The sequence below is a fragment of the Cylindrospermum stagnale PCC 7417 genome, assembly GCF_000317535.1.
GTDB classification, from domain to species: Bacteria; Cyanobacteriota; Cyanobacteriia; order Cyanobacteriales; family Nostocaceae; genus Cylindrospermum; species Cylindrospermum stagnale.
This window is the reverse complement of sequence record NC_019757.1, coordinates 1375769-1397026: the sequence shown is the minus strand read 5'-3', so window position 1 is coordinate 1397026 and position 21258 is coordinate 1375769. Positions and strand designations below refer to the sequence as shown.

Annotated in this window: 16 protein-coding genes and 2 pseudogenes; 6 read left to right on the top strand and 12 right to left on the bottom strand. The window is 38.8% G+C overall.

The genetic code is table 11. From position 1 onward, the window contains the following. Positions 1–20: 20 nt before the first annotated feature. The 6 genes and pseudogenes from CYLST_RS33120 to CYLST_RS36690 form a co-directional block, all read left to right on the top strand. Positions 21–850, top strand: a pseudogene (locus CYLST_RS33120) (efflux RND transporter permease subunit); the annotation flags it as partial. A gap of 277 nt (positions 851–1127) precedes the next feature. Further along, positions 1128–1601 (top strand): hypothetical protein, encoded by a 474-nt coding sequence (locus tag CYLST_RS05745; protein ID WP_015206765.1) that lies wholly within the window; start codon positions 1128–1130, stop codon positions 1599–1601. A gap of 25 nt (positions 1602–1626) precedes the next feature. Next, entirely contained in the window at positions 1627–2517 is an 891-nt protein-coding gene (locus CYLST_RS05740) for a hypothetical protein (RefSeq protein ID WP_015206764.1), read from the top strand. Between the two features lie 12 nt (positions 2518–2529). After that, positions 2530–3089, top strand: a pseudogene (gene rppA / locus CYLST_RS05735) (two-component system response regulator RppA). After that, entirely contained in the window at positions 3067–3438 is a 372-nt protein-coding gene (locus tag CYLST_RS05730) for a hypothetical protein (RefSeq protein WP_041232975.1), read from the top strand. Before rppA ends, CYLST_RS05730 begins: the two are co-directional and overlap by 23 nt. Next, positions 3410–3589, top strand: a complete 180-nt coding sequence (locus CYLST_RS36690) for an ATP-binding protein (protein WP_425389080.1) — start codon at positions 3410–3412, stop codon at positions 3587–3589. The genes CYLST_RS05730 and CYLST_RS36690 overlap by 29 nt, the downstream gene beginning before the upstream one ends. A 7-nt stretch (positions 3590–3596) precedes the next feature. Here the strand turns inward: CYLST_RS36690 and CYLST_RS05725 are convergent, their stop codons facing one another. From CYLST_RS05725 to CYLST_RS05675, 12 genes are all read right to left on the bottom strand, one after another. After that, a complete protein-coding gene (locus tag CYLST_RS05725) occupies positions 3597–5294 on the bottom strand; it encodes an aldehyde dehydrogenase family protein (RefSeq protein ID WP_015206763.1) in 1698 nt (565 codons plus the stop codon). Between the two features lie 175 nt (positions 5295–5469). After that, positions 5470–6612 (bottom strand): VOC family protein, encoded by a 1143-nt coding sequence (locus CYLST_RS05720; protein ID WP_015206762.1) that lies wholly within the window; start codon positions 6610–6612, stop codon positions 5470–5472. Positions 6613–6719: 107 nt separating this feature from the next. Further along, on the bottom strand, positions 6720–6830 hold the full coding sequence (locus tag CYLST_RS36685; RefSeq protein WP_157162682.1) for a TauD/TfdA family dioxygenase: 111 nt from the start codon (positions 6828–6830) through the stop codon (positions 6720–6722). A gap of 83 nt (positions 6831–6913) precedes the next feature. Continuing rightward, a complete protein-coding gene (locus CYLST_RS05715) occupies positions 6914–8281 on the bottom strand; it encodes a hypothetical protein (protein ID WP_015206761.1) in 1368 nt (455 codons plus the stop codon). 4 nt (positions 8282–8285) lie between these two features. Then, positions 8286–9923 (bottom strand): cyclic peptide export ABC transporter, encoded by a 1638-nt coding sequence (locus tag CYLST_RS05710; protein ID WP_015206760.1) that lies wholly within the window; start codon positions 9921–9923, stop codon positions 8286–8288. Between the two features lie 100 nt (positions 9924–10023). After that, on the bottom strand, positions 10024–11028 hold the full coding sequence (locus tag CYLST_RS05705; RefSeq protein WP_015206759.1) for an NAD-dependent epimerase/dehydratase family protein: 1005 nt from the start codon (positions 11026–11028) through the stop codon (positions 10024–10026). A 70-nt stretch (positions 11029–11098) separates the two neighbouring features. After that, a complete protein-coding gene (locus CYLST_RS05700; RefSeq protein ID WP_015206758.1) occupies positions 11099–11953 on the bottom strand; it encodes an SDR family NAD(P)-dependent oxidoreductase in 855 nt (284 codons plus the stop codon). 136 nt (positions 11954–12089) lie between these two features. After that, positions 12090–13961 (bottom strand): TubC N-terminal docking domain-related protein, encoded by a 1872-nt coding sequence (locus CYLST_RS05695; RefSeq protein ID WP_015206757.1) that lies wholly within the window; start codon positions 13959–13961, stop codon positions 12090–12092. A 192-nt stretch (positions 13962–14153) separates the two neighbouring features. Then, a complete protein-coding gene (locus CYLST_RS05690) occupies positions 14154–14459 on the bottom strand; it encodes a phosphopantetheine-binding protein (protein ID WP_015206756.1) in 306 nt (101 codons plus the stop codon). 65 nt (positions 14460–14524) lie between these two features. After that, positions 14525–15868 (bottom strand): phthiocerol/phthiodiolone dimycocerosyl transferase family protein, encoded by a 1344-nt coding sequence (locus tag CYLST_RS05685; RefSeq protein ID WP_015206755.1) that lies wholly within the window; start codon positions 15866–15868, stop codon positions 14525–14527. Between the two features lie 272 nt (positions 15869–16140). Next, positions 16141–17796 (bottom strand): PfaD family polyunsaturated fatty acid/polyketide biosynthesis protein, encoded by a 1656-nt coding sequence (locus CYLST_RS05680; RefSeq protein WP_425389079.1) that lies wholly within the window; start codon positions 17794–17796, stop codon positions 16141–16143. Between the two features lie 210 nt (positions 17797–18006). Further along, entirely contained in the window at positions 18007–21039 is a 3033-nt protein-coding gene (locus CYLST_RS05675) for a PfaB family protein (RefSeq protein WP_015206753.1), read from the bottom strand. Between the last annotated feature and the right edge of the window lie 219 nt (positions 21040–21258).

Sequence of the window (21258 nt, the reverse complement as noted above, 5' to 3'; positions counted from 1 at the left end):
AGGAAGAGGGTGGAGGAAAATTAATTGATACTCCTGCTGGTGATAAAATTCCTTTATCCCAAATTTCTACAATTAAATATGGGACTGAGCCAAATACCATCAACCGCGAGAATGTTTCTCGTTTGATTGTAGTTACTGCTAACGCCAAAGGTAGAGATTTACGTTCTGTAGTTAACGAAATTAAAGCCAAAGTTCAGCAACAAGTGCAAATTTCTTCAAGCGATTACTATATCCAATATGCTGGATAGTTTGAAGCAGAAGAAAAAGCTACACAAAACATCTTAATTTTTAGCGCCATAGCTTGTGTAGCAATCACGTTAATTACCTATATCTCAGTAAAATCTATCCCCTCGACTATCATGATTATGATTAACCTACCTTTGGCTTTGGTAGGGGGAGTTATTGCTGTAGCTTTGACTGGGGGAATTATTTCTATTGCTTCATTAGTTGGTTTTGTAACTTTATTTGGTGTCGCTACTCGTAACGGATTGCTACTTGTAGACAATTACAACAGCAAATTTGCTGAAGGTATGTTATTAAGAGAAGTTTTAATTAAAGGTTCTCTAGAAAGACTCAATGCTATTCTAATGACAGCTTTTACCTGAGCTTTGGGTTTAGCTCCTTTAGTTATTGAGGGTGGGCCGGGTAAGGAAATTCTGCAACCGCTTTCTGTAGTAGTTTTTGGGGGGGTTTATTCACTTCTACAGCCTTGACATTAATGGTGATTCCGGCTTTATATGCTCAGTTTGGGGAGATATTATTTCCTAAACAGACTACAACAGCATCCAAACTCGATACTGTTCAGTTAGCTTTTGGATCTCGCGAAGATCCCCCCAACCACTTATTTTAAAGGGTGCTTACAGCAGTTTTCGATTGATTAGACCACAATGTAGAGACGTTGCATGCAAAGCCTCTACAAGATATGTATTCCATTCACATTCCAAATGCTGTAATTTCCTCACCTCCTCCTTTATTCTCTCTGCGTCCTCTGCGTCCTCTGCGGTTTGTTAAAAAATGATTTATGCACAGTCGCGCTCCCTTCGTCAACACAAATCAGACAGGACTGCAATAGAACCCAGAATTAGCAGAACTCAAAAGTTAGTACCCACAAATCAGGAGTCAAGTTAATGAAATTAGTCAAATTAGGTTTCGTGGTTTTTGGTAGTATGAGTTTGCTTTTATTGAGTGCTTGCAATAACAGTGAACCAACTGTTAATTCTAGCATTCCAGCTAACACCACATCAAAACCCGTACCTCAACCTGTAACTAAAACTGATCACTCTAAACCAAATAAAGGGGGTCAAGTTGTAGAAGCTGGTAAGTATCATTTAGAATTTGTTCCGGATCAGGAAAGTGAGGGAACTCATTTAGATTTTTATCTTCTATCAAGTGATAACCATGCATCGGTTCCTAATGCTAAAGTGACGGCTCAAATACAAACTCCAAACGGCAGCAAAAAAACCTTGAATCTTGTCTATGATGCGGATGATGAACACTATGAGGCTCTCTTACCTGAATTAGCATCTGGTGAGTATCAAGTGGTGATACTTTCAGAAATTAAAGGTGAGAAAGTGAACGGTCGATTTTCGTTTAAACGTTAAATTTTAAGTCAGGGATAAGGGAAAAATGAAACGATTGTTTACGGGAATTATTGTCGCTACTAGCTTACTTTTTGCTTCAGGTTGCAGTTCAACTGTTAAATCGGGTGAAACTCCTGCTTCTCAAAGTAATACACATCAAGGGAATCATAGTCAAAGTCCAATGAGTGAACATCAAGGACACTCAATGGCAGAGATGAAGCAGGGAGAAAAATCTCAAGTCATCACCCAGGCTAAATTGACTGCGGTCAACAATATTAGTCCAAATCAGCCTACTCCTTTAGTGATTGATATTCGAGATTCTGCGGGAAAAGCTGTCAGCAAGTTTGACACTTTTCAAGAGAAATTAATGCATTTAATTGTTGTCAGAGAAGACCTGGCATCTTTCGACCATGTTCACCCTGACTACAAAGGTAATGGTCGTTTTGAAGTGAATGCTAGCTTTCCTACTCCTGGAAGCTATACCCTAATTAGTGATTACAAACCTTCGGGAAATAAGGAATCTGTTTCATTAATGAAACTCACCATTCCTGGCTCAACTCCACTTCCTAAAGATTTGGAAAAGTTTGAGAAGACTAAAATCTTATCTAGTACTAAGGTAAATCTCACTCCTGCTGATAAAACTATCAAGGCTGGTAAGGAAGTTACCTTAAAGTTTGATATCAAGGATGCTAAAAACAATCAGCCTATTAAAGATTTACAACCATATCTAGGCGAAAAAGGACATTTAGTCATCATCAAAAGTTCATCTCCGCTAACAGTATCTGATTATATCCATGCTCATGCTCTTAAAGATACCCCAGAGGGACAGGTGCAGTTTATGACGAAATTTCCTCAAGCAGGAACATATAAAATTTGGATGCAATTTAATCGCAATGGTAAAATTAACACGGCAGATTTTTGGGTAAATGTTCAATAAGTAGCCGCAGTTATGAGAGTTTTGCTAGTCGAAGATGAGCCAGATTTAGGTGCTGCTATCAAGCGGAGTCTAAATCAAGAAGCATATATAGTTGATTGGTTGCTAGATGGTAATGAAGCATGGAATTTTCTAGAAAATCAATGGACAGAATACACGCTGGCTATCTTTGACTGGCTGCTACCACGATTTTTGGGTTTAGAATTGTGTGAACGGCTCAGGTTGAGAAATAATCCTTTACCCGTTTTGATGTTGATAGCAAAAGACCGAATGGAAGATAAAGTGATAGGGTTGGATGCTGGTGCAGATGACTATTTGGTGAAGCCTTTTGGTATGGCGGAATTGTTAGCTAGATTACATGCTTTGCAACGACGTTCTCCTCAACTTCAATTCCAACAAATTCAGTTAAAACAGTTTAAATTAGATTACGGTACGCGGACGCTTTATTATCGAAATCAGCAGGATGATTGTTAAGACGTAAACTAGAAGAAAAAGGATGTCTACCCTTGATTGAGACTGTTTATGGTATTGGCTATCATTTGAATTTGACCGGTGAATCAAAATCAACTCTTTAAACAGACAAGGTGGCGGTTAGCTTTTTGGTACAGTGGTGTGATGGGTGTGATTCTCAGCTTGTGTGGATTTGGTCTTTATGAAGCGATCGCGGGTGCTCAACCACCAGCAAACCAACGCTATCAACAACTTTCTCTATCTCTGCATACTCAAGATAACCGCGATTGGGGAAATTTAATCGTCGAGCGCAGTCTCAAAGATTATGATGATTATCTGGTTGCTACCAAATTCGTTTTGTTGCTGGGATTACCGCTTTCGATGCTTTTAGTCGGTGGTGTTAGCTGGTGGTTAGCAGCGATCGCAATGCAACCTGTAGCAGCAAATTTTCGCGCGTTTCTGGAGGGTAAATAGCGATCGCTCTCGGAATACAGGTGGTTCTGGCTTAGGCTTACCAATTGCAGCCGCGATCGCGATCGCACACCAAGGTAGCCTAGAAGTTACCAGCGAATTCGGCCAAGGAAGTACCTTTACTCTACACCTGCCAATCAGTAAAATTATCTAGCTTCCCCTTATCCTTTTAGCGCCGCCAAAATTACACCCGGAAGTTTACTCCATCGAGGATTTGCCTCAAATTCAGTAATTCGTTCACCAAGCTGTAGTAAGTTTTTGTGAGTTGCAAACCAAGCCGGTGTTGGAAAAATTCTAAATGGTGAACGAACAACCGATTTTTGCGGATAGTCAAACAGGTAAGTATTGTGAATCACCCCACGTCCAGAGCCAATATTTGTTAGAGAATTCCCAGGAAAAGCTCCCCAAGTCGTCACCCCTAGAGCGTAAATAATCCCTGTCCAAATATTTACCCCAATCCCACCGTAGCGCAGTAAAGATATCGCTTGATCCAACTCAGTCGAATAAGCCTTTTCAGTTGTCGGATGCACCAATAAAACACAAGAAAGCGTCCCCTTCACCTTTTCATTAGCAAAATTCACAGCTTTAGCTAAAAATTCCCCTGGTTCGCTCACATCTAAGCTAACTTCGGCTAACAAACCGCAAAAAGCCTCATAATTCAGTGCATATTCTCCCACCACTGGAGGTACATCAGGAATCACTGTCCAGGGTATACACTCTTGATCAGCAGAGACAAGGGGTTGAGCTTGGGGATATTGGTCGAGAAAACCAAGATATCTTTCTCTAGCACCTGGATAATATGCTTTACGAGTTGGAATAGCAGCTAACTCCTCGTGTAATGCCGCCAAAAAAGCCTCACGTTGCTCCCATCCTTTAGCAGTCACCAACACTTTAGCCGCATCACAATTGAAGCTCGCATTATGAGTTACCATGCTTGCCACATGCCGAGCCTGAAACCTCAGATCCGACTTTGACCAGCGTCCGGGAACCACCAAAACAGGAGTCACACAGCCTAACCCAGAGGTGATCGGCTTCGTCAGCAAAGGCTGATTTATCGCTTGACGATGCGATCGCTCTTCAAATGTGTTTCCCCAAACAATAGCATCATGAGTGCGATCCGACCCCGTCATGTGAACAGTATCAATTTCCGGATGGTGGCAGAGATAGCTTCCTAATGCAGCATCACCATAAACCACGCTGAAGAAACCATCCTCAACCAATGACCTGAATGCTTCCTCCACAAAAGGCCCATCATAATCACTAATCTGGCTCATCTTGAGAATCACCACTTGGTCCTCGACAAACAACTTATATAACGTGTCCGTCAAGCTAAGTGACAAATTGTTTCCCGCCTCCAAAATCAGCGTCACCCTTCCTAAAGCGTGTTTTTTTCGGTAGATGGCTCCTTGAGTAGGAGACTTACCAAGTTCTATCCAAACCTCCGCACTAAACCCCATCCAGAGAATCTTGTCCATTAAGCTTTCAGGAAGTACCTGAGCCACCACCTGTCCATCTGAGCGAGTACTCCAACGCTTAGGCTTGGGTTGACCACCCGCTTCCAAAGCTCGGATCAGCTGCTGTAAATTTCGCAGGATAATCATTGGTCCAGCCATCCATTCTTCACCGGCCAAAGGCTTAGTTGGATCAATTCCTTTTGCTTGGCAAGTTACCTCAACCCACTTAGCAGCTACTTTTTGAACTCCATCTAAGCAATAACGTAAATAGGTAATCCGCTCTGGAATTCCCAGATGAATCCAAGCATCTTTGCGGTTAGTAAGTCGAGACACCAGTGCATCAGCACTCTCAAAAGACGTAGCCTTAACAGATGCAATATTTTTCTGATTAATTATTTCTTTCATAGCTAACCTTACATCTAGATACCAAACAAGGAAGGTTTATAAAAAATCGAAGATTTCCTAATAAAGTTTTTTGCCTTAAAACTGTCAAACTGCATCACAAAAAATCTGGTCGATTAATTAAATTTCAGTTTAGTAATCTTCCTAATTAATTCAGGAGATTTGCCAATATATTCAATCAACCTAAATCAGGATAGATTTTGTCCGGCTTCAGAGATTCAAGAGCTACCGAAATTTCCTTAGTTGGCACAGATACCACTTCCATCATCGTCTTAGCTAAAGATTTTGTATCCAAGTAGGCAAAATCATATGCATTTTCTAGCTTTCCTTCCATAGCTATAGAACAGCCCAACTTACCAAAATGCTCTATCAATTCATGAAAATTGAGATTTTCGCTACTAACTCCGATATAATGAACGCCCTCACCATGCTTTGACAGCAACTCATTGTATATGCTCGAACCCTCCAAAGGCTGCACGATTTCTAATAAAGTATTACCAACATACGTGACAGCCATTCGCATAGATAAATTGATATTTTTGCCACGTAGTTTAGTCTGTGAAAGTCTTGGTGATTTGAGGTTATATATTTTCCAAGGTCCAATTCCCATCCGTTCTACATAATTAGAAATTGTTTGCTCAAGATTATAAGTTACAATCCCAATTTTGAAAATTTCACTAATAAATTTATTTGTTAACAAACTATTAAAATTAGTATTTCCTTCCGGAATCCAGTACTCCTCCCTTCCGATATTAATACCTCTCTGATGCGATATTAAAAGCGGCAAATGTAAGAGTTCAACGGTTATTTTTTCTAGAGATTCTGTATCAAGATAGAAAAATTTAGGACTTAATAAGTTTAACAAAAACCGCGGAGTAGAAGGGAGATTAAGAAAGCCAAGCTTGATTTTAATATCGAGCATACCCTCTTGGATCACGCCACAATCAACTTTAGCCAATTTTTTGATTGTTTGCTCTACGCTTAAATTACCAGTGTCTAGTAAGATGTGTTGAACACCTTCACCATGAGATTTGAGATAATCTCTATAAATATTTGGACCTTCTAAAGGTTGAATAACCTCAAACTGAGTTTTACCAACCCAAGCAATAGCTAATTTCATTTTAAAATCAACTCCATGCCCATAATATTTGGAATTAAAAAGAACAGGTGATTTATGATTCCAACACTTAAAAGGTCCAATACCTAAATCTTTTGAAAGCCCATAAACTGTTTTTTCAAAATCATTTGTTACTATACATACCTGATTAATCCCTTTGAATAAATGATTTAGACTTGAGACTTTTTTGTTGGTATATGTCATAAGTTTAGTATCGATTTATCTCGTGAATTTATTAGGGTTTGTCTAGTAATGATTTAGCAGGTGTTTCTCATTTCCATCTTTCTGGAATCCCTATTGAGCCTTAATGACTACCAACTATTCTTGATGAGCGCTACTAGTATCCGTCTTCTTCCCTGAAACCGACGCCTACCGTGAGCCATGAGAATGTTGTCAAGCAGCAAGACATCGCCCTGCCGCAGCGCTGACTTACCGCTACGCGTCTACGTTAAAAAAATTCTGCCAATAACTAGGATTATGTAAAGTACCCCACAGATAGACACCTTCACCAAAAAGCCTTTGCCCCACTGCCTTGGAGAATATCAGGGTTTTCTCTGCTCCTCTTCCTGATTTGTCGTAACGTGAAAAATGCGATCGCTAAATATTTAATTTTCTTAATTACTGTATCTACGTTTATTTCTTCATTCTCCATCACCTTTTTCAAAAATTCAATCGGGTTAGTTAGAGTAAACCAAGGAAAGCCTTCATCTCCAACCGTCTTAATATTATGTTCTCCATAAAGTAATTTCAATGCCTGAAAACCAGCTACCCATCTATACATTTGTTCTATCCAAGCTTTCTTTGGTGACTTATCGATTGTCATATCTGTAATACTAGGGCTTCTGTTAGTAGAAACAGTATTCATAAAGATGTCACCTACAAAGCCCGCATGCTTGGCTAAGATAGTGAAATGACTGTCTTCAACTCTGATCCCCGGATATTTTTCAGAAATTACGGCTAATAAGCTAACTATGGCATCAAATCTACCAAATGTGCCTCCTCCAGGTTTCCACTTAAAACCACTATATCTACCATGAGCTATATCTATAAACCATTGCATAGGAGGCAGTTCTTCTGTGAGATTAGGCATAAAAACTTCGATGCCATTTACCGTGATTTTTTGGAAAATAGCAAACTTATCTTTCGCACCCAAAATATCTTTTTCTTGATGCTTTTGCAGGTCGCCAACTATTAACTTCAAGCCATTAGAATCTAAATCAATAACTGAATTCTTTTGTTGAACTAAAAACTGAGATTCAGCATCAAAAGTTACCATAATTGCTGGGGGTATCCATCCACTATCTATGCTCTTGAGAAATAATGAGCCATAAATATCTCCCAAAATTCTAATTTTACCCGCTGAATATCTCCCCTCTTTTTGATGGACAACAAAAATCCTATGTTTGGATTTTTGAATATCAAGGTTTCTTAAATAATAGGGTTCACCTTCACAGACCAAATTATCAAATATTTTAGCTGGAATATTGTCAGCAAATTTTTCTCCCGTATATAGATGAATTACTTTGATACCAGGTATCAAAGTAAATCGGTCGATCACAGTCGGACATTCAAAGCCATTATTTAGACCAATTACTATATCAGCCATCATCCCTATTTCAGAGATTTGTTGAATAATTTTAGGAATAGTATATGGTAAATAATTTTCGGCTCCTGTGGTAGCTGCTACTATTCCTAATATTCTTGTACTGTCAAAAACATTATTAGTTTTAGCCTTAATCGCTGCTCTACAAGACAAAACATCTTTTACATCTGCTGCCAAAATTCTGTCTTGTTTTTCCCGTAATGCGAGTTTATCCTCTCCTAAAAAGTTCCAAGTAAGCTCAGAAATTACTAACAGCTTATTCAAAATCATTGCTTTAATTGTCTACCTTAATTAAATGTTCAGCTTTCACTTTGCCGTATTCCAGCTTGACAATTCGATCTGCTAAGTGAAAATATCGGTCATCATGACTGATAACCAGTACAGTTTTTCCTTTATTCTTTAGCTCAGTCAGAAGCTGAGTGTAGAAAATTTCCTTGAATACAGGATCTTGATCTGATGCCCACTCATCAAACATATAAATAGGACGATCTTCTAGGTAAGTAGTCACAAGAGCAAGACGCTTGCGCTGTCCTTGAGAAAGATCAGTGGTAGAAAGCACGCCATAATTAACCTTAACTTTGTGGTCAAGCTGCAATTGAACAAGGTATTTTTGAGTTTGAATATCCAAATCACTACGATCCAAGCCCAGTAAGCGGTCAAAAAGATAAAAATCAGAAAATACTACAGAAAACTGCTGACGATACCACTCTCGATTTTGATTATCAATCAGCTTACCATCTAGATAAACTTCACCTGTTTCAGGGACGTAAAGCCCAGCAATTAATTTAGCAAGAGTAGATTTACCACTACCGTTACCTCCTACAATAAAAACCACTTCTCCTGGATGAAACTTCAAGCTAATAGGACCAATTATAAAGTTACTTTCTTCTCGTTCCTGATAATAGCTATGAGTTACATTAACCACTTCTAGACACTTCCCATTTTTGTCTAGACTAAGTAGTTTATTATAGCTAGTTTCGTTTGATTCTAATGTCAAATAAAGTCCCAAAGACTCAACTTTTTTTAAGGCGACTAAGGCGCTAGCTACGGTTGGCATCATACTCATAATATACTCTAAAGGAGATATCATATAGATGATAGTTATAGCGTATGCAGATAAAATTGATGGATGAATTTTGCTGAGACTTGGCAATGTGAATAAGAGCAAACCAATAGCAACAAAAAATAGAATTTGTCCCCAACTAGCAGCAGCAGCAAAGATACTCATACCCGCAACATTATGACGGCGGTATGATAAAGCAGTAGTATAAAGATCTTCCGAGATAAATGCTTGCTGTCGCTGATGATGCAGCTTGAGTTCTTTTATGCCTTGAGTTATAGACCGGAAGTGCTTAAACAACCTATCTTCCTGTTCACGAGCCAATTTAAAAGCAGACATAGCTTTCATCATTGGTAGTAAATAGCTGAATATTCCCAAGAACATAAAGCTAATACCTACAACAAAAACAATTTTGGAGAGCCAGCCGAGATAAATCAGGCAGGCAATGACAATTGCACTGTTGATACACAAAAAAGGAATAATAATAACTGTGTTAGAAATTGTTTGGATATCCTCAGTTAGGACGGGTAAAAGACCATGAGCGCCGATTTGTTCTAAGTGACGTAAGGGGGAAGCAAGAATGCGGCGGCTTAAGAGTATCCGCAAGTCGAGAATAGCTTTTTGCGAAAGATTGATTAACAACACTTGAGAAGCAAAATTAGCAATTAGTCGCAATAGACAGAGGCTGGAAAAACTCCAAACTAATATAGTTGTAGATGGCTGATTTTGACTTAATGTTATGTTAATTAGAGCAATTAGACCAGCAGCACTACCACCACTAAAAATACCAGCCAACATCGCAAGACAAAGGTGAAGTGAGGAAGTACGTAAAAGCAAGCGGATCAGGTTCATAACAAAATTAATTAACAAGCCACAGTATCCGGCTACATCACTTAGCAAAACATCTGGAAGGCAACGCGGATGCAGGTAAAATAGTCATTCAGTCACAAACTTATGGCAGCAATTTTTGGATATCAGTTTTTTGCAGCCATTCTCGTGTGCGTCGCATTCCCTCTTTTAGGTCAATTTTTGGTTGATAACCCAGCAGAGTTTTTGCTTTAGCAATAGAATAAGCGTAGGGTCGAGTCAGAAAATCTAAAGACTCCGGCAAAATATCAGCTTTTTTACCAAAAAGTTTCTGTCCCTGGTGGCGCACTTGCAAAAGTAGTTTGAGTTCATCTTTTGGCAGAGATATAAAATTAGAAAAACCTTCAATTTCTGCCAAGCGGGTAAAATACTCTTTCCAGGAAGTTTCTTCCCCATCAGTGATATTAAAAATTTCACCGTTGGTTTCTTTTTCTATAGTCAAAAATATGGCATCAATCAGGTTATCTATATATATATGATTGATCACTCCCTTGCCATCGTTTACATGCACAAATAATTTTTGGCGCATTAACAGAAGCGGTCGGATTATCCAGGGGATGCTTCCTGGCCCATAAACATCCCCTGGTCTAATAATAATGATGCCAAAATCTGGTGGGGCATTCAGTTGCAAAATTGCTTCTTCAGCTTCTATTTTCGTCTGACAGTAAGGATTATTTTCGCCTGAGAGCGGTCCCGATTCTGTGACGCCGTTGGGATAGTTAAAGCCATAGACCATCACACTTGAAAGATGCACAAAGGTTTTGACACCAGCATTTTTGGCGGCTTTAGCTAGGTTAACAGTACCGCCTACATTTACCTCACGAAAATAGTCGAGTGACCCACTTTCGTTAGCAACTTCAGCCATGTGTAGAACAATGTCCACACCTTGACAAGCCTTTTGGGCAGTAGCAGCATCATTTATACTCCCAACAATGATCTCGGCGCCTAGGTTTTGCGCTTTTTTGGCTTTATCTGAGGTGTGTTGTAGACCACGCACTTTCATCCCCTGTCCTAGGGCTAACTCGGCAGTTCGCAAGCCGATAAACCCATCAATTCCAGAAATTAGAAGCTTTTGTTCCGTAAGTTTCATGTAATTTAGTCACTAAAATTGGGTAGAATATCAGGCAGTCTACTCAGTAAAAACTGACAAGTTTAAACTGTTACTTACTGACACGTTGATATCGATTTTTGAGAAAACTTTTCGCCCGCTTTTGATTCAAATTAACTACATCAAGCCACTGATAAACTGCATCTAAAAATTGCGGATAAAGCTGTCCAATAGCAAACATTACTTTGGTCAGGTTTTCTGTAATCCGACTTTCATTAACAATCACCTCTGCTTCATTTTGCTTAATAGCTTTAATGACTGCATTCGCCACCTCTGTTGGTGTGGAAACACCCGCTAATCTAGGAGCAGGTATGCGACTATCAAAAGTCATTCCAGTTTCGGAGATATATCCTGGACAGATCACTGAGATATTCATACCAGTACTAGCTAATTCTTGGCGCAGAGCATCAGTCCAAATGATCAAACCAGCTTTAGTAGCTGAATAAATACTGTTGTAAGGAACTCCCTTTTTACCAGCCAGAGATGCAATATTAACAATGTGTCCACTATCGCGCTCTAACATACTTGGTAATAACAAACGGGTTAATTCGATAGCAGACAGTAGATTAGTTGTTAAGACAGACTGGAGATCCTCTAGAGAATAATCGGCGAAAGCTCGATAAAGCTCTATCCCAGAATTATTAATTAATACATCAACTGGACCCACAACTTTATTAATTTGCTGTACTAGGATAGGTAATTCTTCTACCTTTTTTAAATCAAAGGTAAAACCGATAAATTTACCTCCCAAAGCTGTGACTTCATCAGATGTTTTATCTAGCCCTGACTTTGAACGAGAAACACCGACTATGGTTGCTTGTTCTCTTGCTAGAACACGAGCAATATATACTCCCAAACCGCGTGAAGCACCAGTTAAAAGCACGGTCTTATCTGCGAGAATTTTCATTATTAGTAGCTTGGATTTTAATTCCGAAAAGGTGTAGTGATTATGACGATTAATCGGGAAGCTAAAATTGCAAAATCAATTTTGCCCGATTCCTATTTTAATTTGTTACAAAGGCTAAAAACAGTCGATTTATGTTTTAGTTTTTAGCTAGATTTGCCTTGAGAGAAGCAAAATATTTACCACCTAGTTCAATCGTTTTATCTACACATCCAGCCTTCAACCTTTCAACTAGATATTCGCCATCATGGGCAATAAAATTCGTCCCATGATCTGGTTCTACCAAACTAATTAAGTCCATATTACTGATCTGTTTGTTTGCAAAGTTAGAAATACCTAAAAAATTGAGTACTCCTGATTCATATGTTCCACAAGGTACAGAAGGATTATCCACTCCAACGTAGTATTCGTTAGGCTTAAACCAATCAAATGACGGATAGCCGTGGAAGTGAACCATTGGCGCACCATCTTTAATTAATTCTGGAGTATACAAAGCAGCGGCTAGACTAATGGCAAGCATGACATAGATATCATAAGAAGGTTTGATATCTGCCATTTGAGGCTGAACCCCTGCTGGTAATTGGAGATATAACTTGTCTTGCAAACCAATACGGATAACATCACTTTCAAGATACAAGTCTGTTTTGTTTGAACCTGAACGAGAACTGACTAGCCAAATATCGGGGATTTGCTTAAATACAGTTTCTTCAGCAATTATGGTTTTTATATAACGTCTACCTTGTTGATTTTGACGAAGTTCATTACTACTAAATCCCTCAACAGATAAAAGAGTTTCCCACTCATTGGCAGTTATTTCTAGTGGTCCTACATAGCGCGGAGGTTCTGCATAAGCAACAAAACCATAAGAGACACCCGTCCTGCCGTTAACGATGACATTGACAATATCTCTATGAGACTGTCTTTTAATAACCTCAGAAAGCTTAAAACCAGGTGGAAATAGACCTGTTGAAGCCAGTTCTTGACCTAATTTAACCAATTTTGCCGCATAATTAGATTCATGAGGGTTAAACTGTCCCACCTCAAATCGGCTCAGTAAGAGGGGAGCAATGGGAACAAAGACTTTAGGAATAAGTGACTTTAAGACAAAATTTTCTATTTCATTTTGCCCAAAAATAGAATCGGAAAGATTCATATTTAAAATAGAAATTTTGTCAGCCGATACACCAATGACAATTTCAGAAAATGTTCTGACTAAGGTGTTTATTCCAATATTTATTTTTTCTTGATACGGCAGTAGGGGGTTAACAAATTTTTCATCTAATTCGGTGATTATAATTACCTGAGTATTGGTTGGATCTTCAACATACTTAGCTGCATGGTCTTCAGCCCAACTGCTCAGTTTAGCAATTTTTACCACAGACATTTCACGATTTTTTAACAGCCACTTATGATAAATTGTATACAAAGTTTCTGCAATAAATATTCCTAATTTTCCTAGTAAAGAATTAGGTCTTTCTATATCAATGACTGCATCAACTTCGGCTCTAACACCCTTCATTTTTAAGCTTTGATTCCAGTTAATTATTGGCAGCGTGATGTTATAGCGAAATTCAGTCGTTGCTTCCTCCCAAGTGAGAACCTTTACCCCGTAAACTTTTAGTTTATTTACTAATTCTTGTCGGAATTTAATAATTGCTTCATTTTTATAGCCATGAGGTAAAGGTCTAAAAGTTACACTGAGGTTTTGCGCCATCACTTTAGGATTAATAATTGGTGGCTGATATCCCGCAGGTGATTCTCCAATAAATCCACTAATTAACCGTCCAATGGTTTGCAAACTTAGCCCCTGACTTAGCGGGACAGATGCAGATTTAGTAGCAATATCCGTTGCCTGAAGGAGTGCCAAAATTTCTGCTTTACGGGTAGCTAGTTCTATTTGTATTTCTGGTGTAATGATTCCTTTGGGAGAGCGAATATTTAGTTTGTTGTTATCTACCCATAATTGAACACCCTGTTGATTCAGTTTTTCCAAAAGTTCTGATGCGTTCATATTTTTCAAATCTCCCTTGACCAAAACTAAAACTTAGATATACAAGAATAAATTTGTTTAGCTGTTAAACTAACAATCAATAACTCAGAGAAGAAGACACCTCACTAAAGGAGTTTTATATCTTAGTGAAGTGTCCATTACCAAGGAGTCAATACCAAAAAAATTGTCAGATATTCAACAAGATTTATGGTTTTAAATCTGAAAAATTTCTGACTTAGAATCTTCCACTTCTTCGGCTAAACGTTGAGCAAGCTCTTCAATAGTGGGGTAGTACCATAAATGGATAAGAGACAACTTAAACCCCAGAAACTTTTCAGCTTTACTGGCTAAAATCATCGCTTGTCCTGAATCTAAACCATAGTTTTCCAACGGTTCATGGATATCTATCTGATCTGGTTCGACTCCTAGTACATAAGAAATGTTAGTAATTAGCCACTCTTGAATCTCCACAGTAGTGTAGGCATTCTTGACCCGGAAATTAGGAATATTCTCGCTCATTGACACACCTCTAAAGTAAAAGTTCATGGACAGCAGTGAAATAGTATTTGTCTTCCCCGGATACTTTAACTTTCCATCTGGGATAGAAAAGACGGATCTAAATTTAAGACGCAAACATCAAGAATGCAGTGAATGACTTTATTTACAAGTTCCTCCATCCGATGCCGACTAATTGAGGGCTGAGAAAACACAAAATTTAACAGCATTTTTTCCTGAAAAGTTGATGCATGGATTACGAAAAGACCTGCATACAAAGCATGTGAAGCAGCAAAACTGATTTCTTCTAGTTCCAGATCACCATAAATATTGGGGATGTTTACTTTGCCAATATTAGAAATAGATACCGTGGCAGCTACTTGATTGGGGTAGATAAAACAAAAATCTATGAGTTGTTTGGCAATCAAGATCATATTAAAGATAACACCTTGCTTAATCCCAACTTCCAGCTTTTGTTTTACCTGCCGAGCTAATTCCCAGAAAGATGTGTTGGTTTGGATGGTATAAAATCCCATGATAGATGCTGCCAACACAGCCATATGCTCCTCACCAATTTTAGGTTCCAGACGTCTTCTCAAATCTAGATATGATAGGCAGTTCACTCGCACTTGTTTTCTATTACCTTTAATAATTTTTCTCCCTACTGTAAACATCAGTGCGGCACATAAAGCACTATCTACTGTTGTATTTTCTTGTCGGCAACGATTTACAAGCCGTTGAGTCAACTCCGGGTCAAGCTGTCTGTGAATAATATTGCAATGACGATTGGCTATGGGTACGTACTCTTCAAAGCCTAATGTTTCTGGTCGATGCCAAATTTTTTGAAGTGCCAGTTGTAACAATAATAAAATGCTACTTATCCTGCCTCTAAAACCTTTTGTCCATTGGGGTAGTAGTTCTTCTATAGGTGGCAGTGGGGACAAGCTATTAACTGGGTTAAGTAGACTACCAGATGCAATCTTTTGGCAATGATTTAAGATCTCTGAGTGTAGTTGAATGCTGGATAATCCGTCTGTAATCGCATGATGTGCTGTTGTAATTAGGTAACTAATATGGTTATTGTTCAGGACATAAACAAGCACCACTCGTAGTAGATTTTGGCTACTATCAATTTTCCTGTTCATCTCTTCATTAACCACTTCTTGCCACTGCTCACTGTTTATTTTTTTCACAACGTGCAAAGGAATTTTGGGTGTCCCTTCTGTTTGAAAAATTAGACTCTCCTGAGAATTAATAATCCGAGAGTTTAGACGAGGATGACGATACTGAATAATATCTATAGCCTGTCTCAAAATATCTTTATTTAGAGGTTTATTGAGGCGACTAACAGTTATTAAATTCCAGGTTTTGGCACTGGCATTGAGAACTTCCATGACTTGTTCAAGATGTCCCAAATTTCTGTTGTCAGACATATTTGCTATTATCTGAATAGATAGTTAAATCTATTCAGATATTCTTTAACTATTCTTTTCTAACCGGATAAATTTATATTTATTTCTGCGAAAGCTAGCTATTTCGCAGCAACAATAAAAAAAATATATCCTGACAAAAATATTTTTTTGGATGCCTAACTAATATGCAAGCCGTTATTTTCTAAGATGCCGCTGCTTGATCAGGGTAAATAGCTGAGTTCTATTTAGCCAGGTTTTTAATTGAATTAGCTTTTTAGATTAATCTAAAAGACTCAAATTTTAGTAAACCTAACTGGACGATATTGACTGTAAGTATCTGGGATGTACAGACCTTGAATCTTTAAACTTTGTATTCGATATAAAAAGGCGGCTCCTGTCATAATGTGGTAAGCAATATCAACTACTTTCCGATTATGAGGTTCAGCTAAGTAAGATGTTCTCACCCAATCATTAAAGCTGCCCATTGCTGGTCCACACCAGATTTGATAATCAATTTCTCGACCTTTTTCACCTGAGTTTGACCAACGGGAAGATAGTCCCAGATACCAGCGAAAAATTAATGCCATTTTGAGTTTGGGGTTATTAGCTGCTTTGCTTAATTTATCGGGATTTCGTTGAGCTAAATAAGTAGCTGTTTCTTGCCAAACTGCTTGGAGACTTTTTCGCAAGATTTGTTTTTCTAATTTGTCTCTATCCACTTGGGGAATGTCGTCAATTGAGTCATAGTTTTTATATAAGTCAAACAGTTTTTGTGCCCGGAGAGGAAAGAGAGTTCCGCGCTTGAGAACTTGCAGCTTTACCCCCATTTCAAACATATCGGCTGCCGGAGCCATCATCACATCAGCCATCTCGGCTTGAGCTAGTAGATCTTTGGTGTATTGAGAAGTTCCAGCTTCAATGCAGGATTGATTGATGGAGCCAGTGACAACATAAGCAGCACCCATCATAAAGGCAGCTAATGCTGATTGTGGGGTGGCTATTCCACCTGCTACTCCAATTCTGACTGGTTTTTGATAACAAAATTTGCTTTGAATTTGATCTCTCAATTCCAGGATGGAAGGTAACAAACAAATCAGCGGACGGTTATCTGTATGACCGCCTGAATCAGCTTCTACGGTGATATCATCAGCCATAGGAATTTTTTCAGCAAGAGTTGCTTGTAATTCACTGATGAAACCCTGCTCAACTAATTGTTTGAGAATTTTAATGGGAGCAGGTTGAAGGAATTTTGTGGCAACTTCTCTGCGAGAAATTTTAGCGATGACTTTATTTTTAATTTCAATTTGATTGGCTGCATTTAAACTCAGTCCCGCAGCTCGATAATAGACGATGTTGTCAGTTAAATCTAAAAAAGCAGAAGCTTCTATTGTTCTCACCTGATATTGGAGATATAAATCAACGGTACGGCGTTCAATAGCAGGTTCGCTAGGACTGTGGAGTAAGTTAAAAGCGTAAGGTTCTTGTTTCAGGGCTTGTTGAATACGGTTAATAGCTGCTTCAATGCGGGAAGGAGCTAAACCGCCTGCACCAAATGAACTCAGAATTTTCTCTTTTCCTAGTGCAATTACTAATTCTTCAGAAGCAATACCATGAGCCATTGCCCCAGTAAAATAGGCATATTTTACACCATGAAAATCTAGAAAAGTTGGATCACCTAACTGTTGAATTGTCAGGGGTGGAACTGCAATTAGCATTTCCATTTGTTCTGTTTTGCCATTGTTGGCATTACCCCAGTCACCTTCATTGGTAACGCCTATTTGCCCTTTATTATTGATAATGTAACAAGGTTTATCTAAATTCCGCAGTTTAGATTTGATGCCCTCTTGCTCAAAAGATACAGTATCTAAATAACCTTGCCAAACTTGATTGTAGTTGCCAAAAAACCTGGAGCTAGAAAATCTTAGGTAATTGTTTTGTTTATTCAGGATATTATCTGTGCCAATCACGTTATCCAACCTCTAATTTCAGGAGACGTTTGACGAGAAACTTATTTTAATAAATTTCTCTAATAGCTAGAAAAATTTATTAGTCTGTGCCAGATTACTTTTACTTGTGAGACTGTTTTCAATGTGTTATTAAGTAATAAAAAACACAAATCTCACAAATAGCTTAGTCATGGTATATTTTTGAATTTTGGCTTATTTTAGTTTGCTTACTTGTTCAACTAGCTTTTGGTAAAGAGTTAGTTGCTGCTGAAGCATGACACTTATTTGTTCTAGTGATTCCTGCCGAGCCTGCAATAAAACAGCGTGAGTTTTGGTGACGCGGGCATTGTTGTCACTTAGTTTTTGATAGTGAGGGTTGCGTAAATTGGGCAGATGTTTTTCTTCAACTAAGCTATAACTGGATTTTACTGGTGCATACTGCTGTTTATCATCTGTATTTACTAGAGAGTGCAAAGATGTATCCTTGATAAATTTTTGGTTTTTTTTACCCAAATAATAGGCACTAATTTCACTACTATCTAACTTGACAGTTCTGACGATTGACTGGTTTTGGCTTGAATCGACTGGTGAGGGAGAAAACAGTGGAGATAAGTCTAAATTAACCCGATGACTGAGGAGTTTTGCTAAAGCTTTAACAATAGAAATATGATCGTCTACACCTCTTCTATTAACAGATATGGTGACGTGTTCTTTTTGCTGTAGGGTTTGTCCAATCCATCTTGAGCAGTTACTACCAACGCCTACTTCGATAAATATTTTATAGCCATCGTCGTAGACGCGGTTAATTAATCGAGGGAAATCAAGCTCTTGACAGAGGCATTTGGCTATGTTGTTACCAATAGAATGACTGTCGAGGGTAATGGGTTCATAAGCGGCTGCGGAATAAAAAACAGTTTCTGGTATGTTTTGAATAGGTAAGGTGTTTATTTTCACTAGCTCACCGTACTCCGATTGCATTGGCTGGCAATGGATTACGTGTTTTATTTGGGTAGGGAAAGCATCACAATTTAGGTTTTGAATCACCCGCTGACAGGCTTGCGTTTCACCAGAAATTACAACTTCTTCTGGTGTATTAATCAGAGATAAATAGACGCGGTTCTCTTGTTTGAGAGCTTCTCTAACGCGAGATACTGGACACATGAGAACATAGTTGCTCCAAAAGTCCTGCCCTTGACTATCTTGCTCTTGGGGTAATCCCCAATATTCGCGCACTGCGTTTTTAGTACCAGATAAGCGGGTTTTAAAGAGAGGGGATGAGTTCAAGTAATCGCTGGTATCTTTAAAGCTTGTCCAGACACCCTGAGCCAGCATAGCGCTAGTTTCGCCGAGGCTATATCCAAATGCACATTGGGACTGGATTTGGAAATAATTTTTGAGTATTGCCGTCATGATTCCAGCAAAGCCGCTTTCAGATTCGAGCATTGTTACTGGATCATTTATCAATTGTTGTTCGAGAATTTCCAGTTGCTTTTTAGGTAATTTTTTCAAGCTTCTGGGATAGAGAAGTTTCTCTATATTGGCGACACGTTTGTAAACGTTCTTGATTACCGGGTCATCGTGAATTTGGGGAAATAAGCGGAAGAGATTTTGGGCTAGTCCAATATAAGAACTGAAGGAACCGGGGTAAACAAAAGCTACTTTACCTTGTGCTCCAAGTGGTTTGGGCGTAAAGTAGCTCCCTATGGGAGTTTGCCAGGGTTCCCCTGTATTAAATGCAGTAGGAACGCCCTGGATTGCCCGCTCTATTTCTCGTGTTAATTCATCAACGTTGCGTCCGAGAATTGCTAAGGCGTAAGTTGCTTTTTGATGCTTTTGAAAGGCTGTAAAGTTCAGGCTAGTGGCAGCAGATAGGGAAGGGCAATCTGTGATATTTTGTTGGAGGGTGGAAAGCTGCTCTAATAAGCTTGATTGATCATCAGCTGCGATCGCAAATAGATAAAAAGGCATTTGCTCTAAATATCTACTGCTGTAATTTTTCTGACTTGGTTCCTCTGACAAAATTAAGTGTGCGTAGCTGCCATCTAGATCCATACTGTTAACGGCAGCGATTCTTCTAGTGGCTTCTGCTTCTAAAAACCAAGGTTTTGATTGAGGAGCAACATAAAAGGGACTCAAAAGCCAGTCTTCTGGCATTTTGGGGTTAGACCACTGGGGAACTGCGGGAATGTAGCGGTGATAGAGGCAGAGTGCTGTTTTTATGAGACTAACTATTCCTGATGCTGCATAAGTGTGCCCAATGTTAGCCTTTACACTGCCAATTGCACAACTTAGATGTGGTTCAGTAGTGCGATAAGCCTGGATTAAACCCTGAATCTCTGCCTGATCTTGCTGTTGAACTCCACTTGCAAAAACTTCCAAATAGCCAATATCTGTTGGTTTGATATCTGCTAAGTTAAAAGCCACCTTACAAGCTTGGGTGACTGCTTCCGGGTGGAGTTGGGAATTTTCCACCAGTCCAAGAGCATCAATCACTGCATATATGCGATGATGATCTTGTTTTGCTGTGTCATGGAGTTTCAAAACTACAGCGGCTGCACCCTCCCCAACGACAGAACCATTAACGTTTTGGTCGTAACTGAGGGTATTTACACCTGTGTTGACATTTGTCTGATGATTTTCTACTCCAGACAAATCAACTGCACCAACTAGAATAGCATCTACTTGTTTATTCGCTAGTAGTTTTTGAGCCAACATCAAGGCTTGAAAAACAGAATTTTGTTCGGCAGTTAATGCAAATGCTGGACTAGCAGAATCCCAGAGACGGGAAATATAACTAGCTAATTTATTTGGATTTTGACCTAGGTTTTCACTGTCGGGTATTTGCCCCAGAGATAATTCTGCTGCTGTGACAATTACAACTGCTATCTTTGTCTGTTGATGGAGTCCGGCATCTTTCAGCGCATTATCTGCTACCTTCAGCATCAACAATTCTTCAGGCTTGAATTTATCTACTTTTTCTGGCGGTATTAGTAATCTCAAAACATCAATTTCAAAATCTTTGATGTATGCTCCTAATGGTGTTATCTTATTGGCAAATTCAGGATTTATCAGCAATTGCTCCGGCATTTCTATGGCTTGTGAGCGGTGACGAGGCAGGGGAATAAAGTGCTGAGTACCTTCATAAATACTGCGTTCAAAAGCATCTAATCCCTGACAGCCACCGACAAAGCAATCCATCCCAATAATTGCCATTTTAGGATTTTTATTTGGGGAAGATTTTTCCATTATTTATCTCCTGAAAATGATGTATAAATTTTGCCTTTACAGTTTTCTCATCAATGCAGTTTAGTTGGTGGTTCTCAGCGAAGAGCCGCGACCTAGAGGGATTTTTTATCTAGACTAAATTGAGTTTAATTCTAGGAAATCCCCCAACCCCCTTTTCCAGGGGGTTAAATTTTGATTGTCGCTACTGAAAAAGTGGGGGATTTTATTTCAACTGTGTTG